At 52.2% G+C, this 9,736-nt stretch carries 7 protein-coding genes; 3 read left to right on the forward strand and 4 right to left on the reverse strand.

All coding sequences use genetic code 11. From position 1 onward, the window contains the following. From Q0413_RS04140 to Q0413_RS04150, 3 genes are all read left to right on the forward strand, one after another. Positions 1 to 200, forward strand: a 200-nt coding sequence (locus tag Q0413_RS04140) for a hypothetical protein (RefSeq protein ID WP_298987603.1), incomplete at its 5' end; no start/stop codon positions are given. 1,086 nt (positions 201 to 1,286) lie between these two features. Further along, on the forward strand, positions 1,287 to 3,914 hold the full coding sequence (locus Q0413_RS04145; protein ID WP_298987605.1) for a hypothetical protein: 2,628 nt from the start codon (positions 1,287 to 1,289) through the stop codon (positions 3,912 to 3,914). Between the two features lie 38 nt (positions 3,915 to 3,952). Continuing rightward, on the forward strand, positions 3,953 to 4,585 hold the full coding sequence (locus Q0413_RS04150) for a tetratricopeptide repeat protein (protein ID WP_298987607.1): 633 nt from the start codon (positions 3,953 to 3,955) through the stop codon (positions 4,583 to 4,585). A 375-nt stretch (positions 4,586 to 4,960) separates the two neighbouring features. On the opposite strand, the gene Q0413_RS04155 is transcribed toward Q0413_RS04150, so the two are convergent. From Q0413_RS04155 to Q0413_RS04170, 4 genes are all read right to left on the reverse strand, one after another. Beyond that, the gene (locus Q0413_RS04155; protein ID WP_298987609.1) at positions 4,961 to 5,401 is read right to left on the reverse strand and encodes a pyrimidine dimer DNA glycosylase/endonuclease V; all 441 of its coding nucleotides are present in this window, start codon (positions 5,399 to 5,401) and stop codon (positions 4,961 to 4,963) included. Positions 5,402 to 5,600: 199 nt separating this feature from the next. After that, positions 5,601 to 6,707 carry an alanine racemase gene (locus Q0413_RS04160; RefSeq protein ID WP_298987611.1) on the reverse strand — a complete coding sequence of 369 codons (1,107 nt, stop codon included), beginning with the start codon at positions 6,705 to 6,707 and terminating at the stop codon, positions 5,601 to 5,603. 782 nt (positions 6,708 to 7,489) lie between these two features. Beyond that, the gene (locus Q0413_RS04165) at positions 7,490 to 8,203 is read right to left on the reverse strand and encodes a vWA domain-containing protein (RefSeq protein ID WP_298987613.1); all 714 of its coding nucleotides are present in this window, start codon (positions 8,201 to 8,203) and stop codon (positions 7,490 to 7,492) included. 322 nt (positions 8,204 to 8,525) lie between these two features. Next, entirely contained in the window at positions 8,526 to 9,419 is an 894-nt protein-coding gene (locus Q0413_RS04170; protein ID WP_295152349.1) for a DMT family transporter, read from the reverse strand. Between the last annotated feature and the right edge of the window lie 317 nt (positions 9,420 to 9,736).

Consider the following 9,736-nt stretch of genomic DNA (forward strand, 5'->3'; position numbering starts at 1 on the left):
GGTTATTCGGGTTATTCGGGTTATTCGGGTTATTCGGGTTATTCGGGTTATTCGGGTTATTCGGTGCGCCGAGCTCGGCCTGTGAAATTTCATTAAATTTCGCGCAAGATCTACGCAGAAATTCGGCGCGAAACTTGCGCGGGTTTGCATTTGAAATCTCGCTCGCAAAATTCCGCGCAAAACCGGGCGCGAGATCTTAAATTGAGCCGCCCGCGAGCTTGCGCGCTCGTCGTGGCGAGATTTAAAATTTCATAACGCGTGGGCTCGCCGTGAAATTCAAAATTTCACGCGGCTGCGCACAGTGTCATGTGTCGCTACGATATCCTAAATTTCATGTCGAGCGCACCGTGAAATTAATCCGTCGGTCGCGTAGCAGGATCGCCGCACGATCTAAAATTCGCGCTTGCGCCGCGACATACGCCGCCGTGAGTTAAATTATGCGACAGGCGAGCTAAATTTTACGCTCGCGCGATGGGTCGTGCCGGCGTGAGGTTTGCGGCGCCCAGATTAAATTTAACGCACCGCCGTGTATCGCCTGCGGTGGGCGCGGACGTCTGATCCGCTCTGCTTGCAAAGGCGCAGGCGGCTATAGCTGTGCGGCAGGCGAGCTAAATTTTACGAGCCGCTGCGTCGCGGCATGAATTTTCGCGTCGTGTCGCTCGCTGCGACTAAATTTGTGCGACGACTATATGCCGCTGCGCGCTTGTAAATTAAATTGCACTTTATGCACCCGTCGCCTGATTGTCGCGCGGGATTGAAATTTGCGCGTCGCTTATCGCAGAATTTTAGGCCGCTGCACGCCGCGCTATAGCTGTCGTAAAATTTTAAATTTCATGCTGTGCGTACGTACGAGCTAGCTGTGAAATTTAAAATTTCACGCGGCCGCGAAATTTGCTGTGCGTTATGCCGTATTGCGCATCATCGCGAGCCAAATTATGCGCTGCTGCGGAATTAAAGTCTTGCATGCCCGCTGCTATCGCTCGGGCGCCGCATGCTTGGCGGCTCCGTTTTGCGATCCGTTTGCACCGTATTTGTTGCGGCAGTTATGTACGTCACCGCGCCGCAGTGCGAGATTTTGCGTCGAGCTCTATTTTAGAGCTTTGATTTGCAGCGAGATTTTACGGCGCGCAATGGCGCTAAATTCCATCCTGCGTGAGATTTTGGAATTTTAAAATTCCCTTTCGCGGTATAATTGTATGAAATGCAAAATTTACAGGATTTCAATAAAGGAATTTTAAAATTTATGCGGCGTGGATTTGTGGCGCGCCCGCAAGAAAGGAGCGATCATGGACAAGCTGGATAAAGAGGAGCTTGCAGAGGCGTTTGTCGCTAGACTCAGGGCTTTAGCGCGTAGCGGTGGCGCCGATCTGCGCGAGCTTGATCGCGAGTTTTACGGATTTAGCGTGAGGCTTGGCGTGCGTTATGACTTTGTCGGCAAGTTTAGCGTCTCGCATATAAGTGGCGGTGAGCGCGCTCAGCTGCATTTCGCAGATATCGCGCAGTTCGAGGCTCATGCGCGCGAGTGCCTACGCGCGGCAAGCACTGATGCGGAGCTAAGCGAGGCCTTTATGCTACGCCTGCGTGCAGATCCCCAAAAAGCCGCTACGAATGCGGATCAGATCATAAAATTTCACGATTTTAAGCCCTTTAGCGTTCAGCTGCGTTGCGAGCATTGCAGCGGATCGGGCAGGAGACGCTGCAAAGCCTGCGAAGGCGCAGGCAAGACGCCGTGCGCTAACTGTGGCGGGCGCGGGCGCTTGATCTGCCCCGATTGCAAGGGCACCGGCGGCTATAGCCGCGCGGCGTTAAGCTCTACGGACGCTCATGCGCGCGGCCTTTCTGGAGGCGACTCTGCAGGCTCTGCGTCAAATTCTATGGGCTATCGCTTCATTCCCTGCGCTAGCTGCGGCGGTAGCGGCTCGCGCATTTGTCCCGCTTGCGGCGGTGCGGGCAGGCTGCGCTGCGAAAAGTGCGGCGGCGCGGGTGATTTTCGCTGCGAGCATTGCGATGGGCGCGGGTATTTCACTCGCACCGGTAAAGTATCCGTTTATGCCCGCCCGAGCGTAAGCATAGGCGCTAGCTCGCAGGTTTTCGGGCGCGAGCTGCTGGAGTTTTTATGCAGCAAGGGCGTATGTTTTGCTGCGCGCAGACTTTTGTTTCGTCTAAGCTCGCTGCGAGCGGTGCAGGGCGGCTGCGAAGCGGTATTTAGCGCGGAGGAGGAATTTTTGCGCTTGAGTTTTGCCGTCTGCGGCAAGGCTTACGATGCGGCGTGCTTTGGTGGCGCGACATTCGTAAGACCTAACTTTTTTGACGAAGTTTTTGCGTCGGAGCTTGCGGCGGTACGCAGCGCACCCGCTAGGCTAGGGCAGAACGATGCGCAAAGCCTTTTTACGCTGTTTCGCGCAAAGCCTGTGCTGGATGCGGCGATGCGCCTAGCTAGTGCTAAACTGCGCGGCGAGACGCTAGATCTCGAGCAGTTGCGCGGCGCGGACGGGCATTTTAACTCTGTAAATTCTACCTGCGGCACGGCTGACCGCGACGCTTTGAGCCTCGCAAAAGACGCTTTGCGCAAAGAAAATCTCGAGGGTGGTGCGAGCGTAAAATTCGCGGGCATGAAATTCGCGAGCGCTCCAGCAGATTCTATGGGTGCGGAAGATAATCGCCTGGGATCGCGCAGAGAGCTTGGCAGGTTCGCGGGCGGAGTGAGCGGCGGCATAAAATTTACAGGGGCGGATCTTTCGGAAAGCGGAGAGAATTCTGCCAGTGATTTTGATGCTAGGCAGCAAAGCAGCGAAGCTCGCACGCAGAATGGATCTAATTTCACCGGCTCGCAAGAGGGCTTAAGCGGCACTTCTGATCGCAATGCGGAGGGTCTTTACGAATTACGCGGCGAGCGAGATTACCGAGATTTAAGTGTCTTGAATGCTCAAAATTCCACAAATTCCATAGACTCCGCCGCAATAAATTCCGAAAATCTAGCCGCTGCAAAATTTAAAAATCGCGCGAATACGCAAGATCCTGCGTCAAATTCTAAAATTTCGCCCTTTGCACGATTAAAGAAATTCTTTTTCCCACGTTCTTTGCGCGAGGATTGCGCGCAGAGTTTTGTCGCGGCGATTATGCGCGTTTGCGAGGGCTTTATTTCGCAGCAATGCGCTCGTGATTTGGGCGGAGCGATGGCTGGGGCGCTTGGCGTGCTAAGCCCACGCTATGATCGCGCGGTGTGGTGCATAGGCGGAGGCGCGCTCATCGCAGCGGCTGCGCTGGCGTGCGAGGGCTGCTTCGAGATGATCTTTGCGGAGCATTATTTTTGGGCACTCGCGTGCGGCGTGGCAATCGCTGCTGTGGGGCTGTTAGGCGGAGGAGTGCTGTGGCCGGCAAGCGCAGTGCGGTGCGCTGTAAAAGCTCGTAAAATTCCGCGAGAGTATCGCTGCGGCAGAGGCGGCGGGGCGTTTGCTCGCTTTTGTAAAGCTCTGCTCTGCGCCGTTTTAGCTAGCGCAATCTACGGAGGTGCGGCAAATACGGGCTACGTGCCGAAAACCGGCGCAGCAGGGCTGCTGCGAGGGTGGATGCCTGCATTTTTTGAGGACGAAAATTCCGCTTCTGCGAGTGATGGCGTAAATTCTGTAGACGAAAATTCTACGAGTGCAAGCTCTAACGGCCCAGAAAGCCCTGCTTCAAATTCCGCTTCCAGGGCGACTAAGGATTCCGCTGCGATGCAAAAGGATAAAATTTTATATATCCAAAAAAGCATCGGAGTGAAGCAGGATGGGATTTTTGGCGCACGCACGCTAAAAAAGGCGAGAGAGGTTTTGGATCAAAATCTAAGCGGCGTCGATGAAATTTACGAGGCGTTAAAAAACAAAGAGCGGGCGACGACAAATCTACGCCAAGGCAATAAATCCGCGCCTTAGGCTTGGCGGGCGATCTTAAAAAATCAAAAAGGATGAAAATGAAAAATAAAATTTTAATTCTAGCGCTTATCGCGATGTTTGCTGCAAATTTCGCGCTTGCCGAAAATTTTGAAATCACCGCAGACGATATAAGCCGGGCTACAAAATCCTGCGATAAGGGCGATATGAAGTCGTGCGGGGCGTTGGCGCAAATTTACAATTATGGCTGGGGCGTGCCGCAAGATCTGCTAAAGGCTGCGCCGTTATACGTCAAAGCTTGCAAAGGCGGCGATGTGGAGTCGTGCGTAAATTTAGGCATTTTGTATCAAAGCGGAGAGGGGATGCCGCGCGATGAGGCGAAGGCGGCGGAGCTGTTCGACAAAGCCTGCGATGACGGGCACGCGATAGGCTGCAGTAACGCAGGCTCTGCGTATATCAGAGGCAGAGGCGTGCGCAAAGACGCTATAAAGGGCGTAGGTTACTATGTGCGCGGTTGCGATATGGATATCGTGGACAGCTGGCTTGCGTGCTTAAATTTAGCGCGTCTTTACGAGGGTGCAGATAATACAAAAGCCGCGCAGTACTACAAAAAGGCCTGCGAACTAGGCGGCAAGGATAGATTTATGAGCTCGGTAGCGGAGCATGAAAGGGCATGGCAAAGCTCATGCGAAAGCTACGAAAGGCTTAAATAGCCCGCAAATCCATGCTTTGAAGCAGACCCTCGTGCTCGCCGTGGCTACGGAGTAAGAACCATAGCAGATTTCGCATAAATAGTGCAAATCTAAACATCAAGTATCCTGTAGGAGCGGAAACATAACGGCGCAAGTTCTTAGCGGGCTCGTATTTTAGGGGGCAAGATAATGACGCTAGCGCTGATCCGCCACGTTACGCCGCTGATCGATCGCGGCGTATGCGACGCCGCAGAAGCCGCTTGCCGCGCGATCCTATATGATACTACGCAAAGCTTAGCTCTGTATGAAACCTATAAATTTAAAAGCAGCGCCACATACGAAAAGCTTGCCCGCATAAGCCGAATATACTCCTCGCCGCTGCCGCGCGAGACGGCGCTAAATTTTAACCTTCTCCCACGGCTCAATCCCGCCTGCAACCTCCTCAAAAATGCTAGCTATTTCTATATTTTTTACGCTTAAATTTCGCTCGTAAGCCTTGATATCGCGTGATTTTAGCTTCTTTTGTAAAAAGGCGAATTCATACTCTATCTGCCCGCGAGTGACGGCTATTTTGGCTAAATTTCGCTCGTCAAATTCGCCCACCTTCGCGGCGTCAAATTTATAGCCGCGAGCACAGGCCTGCGCATAAATCTCCGCTAGATACGCATTTGCCGCTTCTAGCGCGTTTTCATGCGCGTAAAAGCGGTCAAGCTGCGGGTGATTTTTGTAGCCTTTAGTAAGCCCAGCCAGCACGTTTTTAGCTAGCAGCGCCTCGCGCCAAAGTGCGACTAGCCCCTTTGCATCGAGATATTTAAAACTTATCGTCCAAAGTCTCATTTTCGCCTTTCGTTAAATTTCGTCGTCAAATTCGGCGCGCTTTGTGCCACAACCTGAGCGGCGTAAATTCGCGCCTTAAATTTAGCCAGGCTCTACCGAAGCTAAAATTTTACCTCGCCTCGCATTTAAAATTTACTCGCTTATTGCAGTTTATCTTACATTGCAAACTCGCGGTAGCCGCACCTTTAAATTTGCCTGCTCATTGCAGCTTGCCCCTGCATAGTACGGGGATCTTTTCTACGACCTCGCCGCCGCTAACGAGATAGGCGAACTCGTGCAAATTTACGACGGGGCAGATGTGGTTCGGATAAATTTCGAGCCGATCGCCCACGCGCACGGCGTCTCGCAGCGCTCTGTCGTAGATGATCGCGTGCTCGTCGTAAACGCCATTTATCCACACCTCCGTACCCTTTATGCGTCCGAGCCCAGGCGTGGCGGTGAAGCCCTCGGTGCGCCTTTGCTGCGTAAGCCCCTTGGCACCGACGTCGGTGATGATGCGATTCGCCGTAGGTCTGCTGATGACGGTCGTAAGGATACTCGCGGCGTTCATCGAATAATCGCCGTACGCCTGCGCCTGAGAGGCGTCCATAAAGATATATGTGCCCGGGCGGATCTCGGTGACGCCCTTTAAAATTTCAAAATCGTTGATGAGCGAGGGCGTCGAGCCGATACTAACGACGCGTGCGGGTAGAGCCAGCTCGCGCGCGATATCCGCAAACTCCAGCGTGCGGCGCTGCGCGGCTAGGTGGATGCGCTCGCATTCGCTCTTATCGGCGGCTTTGTAGGAGTGACCGTCGTGGGAGAACACGCCGCGGAATTCGATATTTTTGCAGCCTTTTAAAAATTTTATAAACGCCGCAAAATCCTGCTTTTCCACAAAGCCCGAGCGGTTTTCGCCCACTTCGATCTCGGCAAGCACGCAGGCCTTCGTGCCGCTGCGCTCAAAGGCGCGCTCTATCAGGCTCACCTGCTCTATGCTGTCGATGCCGAAGCTTAAGTTTATCCCCGCGCGCAAAAGCGCGATGATGCGCTGAAATTTTAGCTCGCCCGCGATCTCGTTTGCGATAAATATATCTTTCAGCCCGTTTGCCGCCATGATCTCGGCCTCGCCCGTTTTGGCGACCGTGATGCCCGCAGCGCCGATGCTCTCTTGCAGCTTCGCGAAATAGGGCATTTTGTGCGTCTTAGTGTGCGGACGCAGGTTCACGCCCGCGGCGTCTGCGTAGCTTTGCATCTTTTGCAGGTTGCGAAGTACGATTTCGCGGTCGATCAGCAGCGCCGGCGTGTCGATCTCCGATACCTTCATAAGCTTCCTCCTAGTTAAATTTACGAAATTTTAATGCGTCCGCGCTTTAGTAGCTGCGCCCGTTTTGCGGTGGTGAAATTTTAAAATTTAGCGCGGCTTGCAAAGGGTAAAATTTACCTGTCGCTCGCGAATAGCGGAATTTACGCGTTTCTCGCGAAAAATGGAATTTGCGCGCCGTAAATTTGTCGCTGCTTGCAAAATAATGGCTTACTCGCAGCAAATCGGTGCCCTTCGCGAAGCGCCTGAATTTAGACTATAAAATTTTGTTTACGCGTATTAAATTTAGCTTCTCTTGCAAAATTGCAAAATTAGCGCATCAAATTTAAGGATGCCTTCGCGAAGCGTTTAAATTTAGCGAGTAGATTTGCGTTTCCGTGTCGCGCAAAGCAGCGCAGGCAAAAGCAATACCGCGCGGCGCATGAAAAAGTCAAAATAAAATTCTAAAGTGCGCCGAGTAAAAATCAATATGCGCACCGTACCACTAGGTCGCGGAATTTTTAGCTCCGCTTCACGCCGTTTTATTCCTCGCGCTCTGTTTTTCTTGCGGCGCATATTCGCGTTAAATTTTTCGGCGAGCGACCCAGCGGACTAGCCGTTTTGCGCTGCTGTCTCTGTTTTCGCGCCGCCGCCCGCATTTTTTTGATAAATCTCGTTTGCACCGCTGCCAGTGTTTTTTACTAAAGCTCGTTTTGTGCCGCACGATGCACATCGCTGCCTATTTTAGTGCCGCCGCTCGTTTCCGCAGCGGCACTTAATTTTAGCGCGCCTTGCTTTGCGCCTTGCTATTTTTTGTCCTGAAGCACCTTGTCGCGCCATTTCGAGTTTGCTTTATTGTCGGTCGCTACGTCTTTGGATATCTCGGCCGCCGCTTCGAAATTTTTACTCACGCCCTCTTTGGAATTCTCGTATTTTAGGGCGTTTTCGCTTCTGATGCCGATGCTGCGTGCTTCGCTTGCGGCGTCGATATTAGCGCCCAAAAAGATAAATTCCCAGTCGTATTTCTCCTGCTTGTCGCTAATCATCTTCTTAATCTGCGCTTTGGAGTATTCGCGGCTTGAGTTTTCCATCCCGTCGGTGATGATGACGAAAAGCACGCGATTGTTTTTGGCATAGATGTCTGGCACCCGCTCGATACGCGCTATCGTGCTGCCGATCGCGTCTAATAGCGCTGTATTGCCGCCGGCGTAGTACTCTTTAGACGTTAGGTTTTCGACCTTTTTAAGCGGCGTGCGGTCGTGGATGACGTTAAATTTCGTATCGAAAAGCACGGTCGTGACGCTGGCGTCGATGCCCTCTTTACGCTCCTTTTCTATCATCGAGTTAAATCCGCCGATCGTATCGCTCTCAAGCCCGCTCATCGAGCCTGATTTATCTAAGATCAGTACCAATTCCAGGTGATTTGCGCCGTCTTTATGATTGAGTGGCGTCTCTAGCTCTACGCTTTTAGCAAACAGTATGCCCGCAAGCGCGGCAACAAGAAAGATGATTTTTTTCATAGGGGCTCCTTTGTTAAAATTTTGTTATTTTACTATTGTATCGCTTAAGCAATGAAATTTTATCGCTAAAGCTTCGCCGCACGCCTTTGCTGGGTAAATTTTAATACGAATTTTGTTGCGGAATTTTAACGTATCCTTGCGAGAGACGCCGCAAAATTCCGCGTGATATAGAATTATGCGCGGCGCAGAATTTCACCGCGAAATTTTAAGGCACAGAATTTTATGCGATATGGAATTTCGCGTGCAAATTTATGCAGCGTGGAATTTTACGACGCAAAATTCCACGCTGCATGGAATTTGTGGAATTTGCGCCGCCGCAAAATCAAGCGCCTGCGGATCTGCTCCGTTTTGCGCTGAGGTAGCTTCCGATCTCGCTTATCAAAACGCCTGCGAGGATGAGCGCCGCGCCTAAAATTTGCATCGCGCTTAGCCTCTCGCCGCCCACGAATACGCCCATAATACCCGCCGTTACGGGCTCGAGCGTGAAAAACAGAGCGGTTTTTACGGGCGTCGTGTATTTTTGCATCAAGGCCTGCGCAAAAAAGCCAAAAACCGTTCCCAGCAGGCAGATCACCGCCATCGCGACGAAAAAGCTTCTATCCATCACCGGCACAATACTGACTCTTTCAAAAAAGATCGCCGCAAAGCAGCAAAGCGCGCTTAGGCAGAGGATCTGTACGTAGGCGATGCCCGCTACGTCGCAGCTTTGAACGAAGCGGTTGGTCAGCACGATGTGAAACGAATACGCGCACGCGCAAACTAGCGCCAGCGCTTCGCCCTTGCCGAGGCCTAGCTGCGTGTCGCCGATGAGATAGAGCCCAGCGATCGCAAGCGCGATGCCCGCGTAGGCGTAGGAGTAAATTTTATGCCTAAACAGCGCCGCGGCGATGAAGGGCACGAGCGCGACGTTTAGGCCGATGATGAACGCCACGGAGGAGCTTTGCGCAAATTTAAAGGCGAAGGTCTGCGACGTAAAGCCCGCGAATAAAAACAGGCTAAGCACCGCGCCGTGCTTGATCTCGCGCGAAGTTATGGCCTTGAGCTTCGGGAAAAATATCGCGCCTGCGATGATGCTCGCGGCGAAAAAGCGCCAAAATAGCAGCACGAAGACGTTGTTGCTCGCAAGCGCCTGCGAGGTGGGCAGATACCCGAGCCCAAAAGCGATCGCCACGAAGAGCATTCCGATGTCGGCTCTGAATTCCAAACTTTTATTCATCTGCGTCCTTTTTGAAAATTTAAAGTCGTAATTTTACGAAATTTTAGGTAAAAAATAGGCTAAATTTTGGCGGAGCGATTTAGAATTTCGGATTTTAAAATCGCGAGTTAAATTTTAAGCGTCCAGCTCGTCTTTTTTGAGCTTGCGTCCGGCTCGTCTTTTTGGGCTTACGGGCGCTTGCGTTGGGCTCGTTTTTTTTGGGCTTGCGCGCACTTGTTCGCACACTCGTTGCCGCCGCTTCGTTACGCGTAAATTTTATGGCTACTACTCGCGCGATCATTACGCTGCTTTGCTACGGCTTTTCATAATTTTATAGC

Source organism: uncultured Campylobacter sp. (assembly GCF_938045465.1).
GTDB lineage: Bacteria > Campylobacterota > Campylobacteria > Campylobacterales > Campylobacteraceae > Campylobacter_B.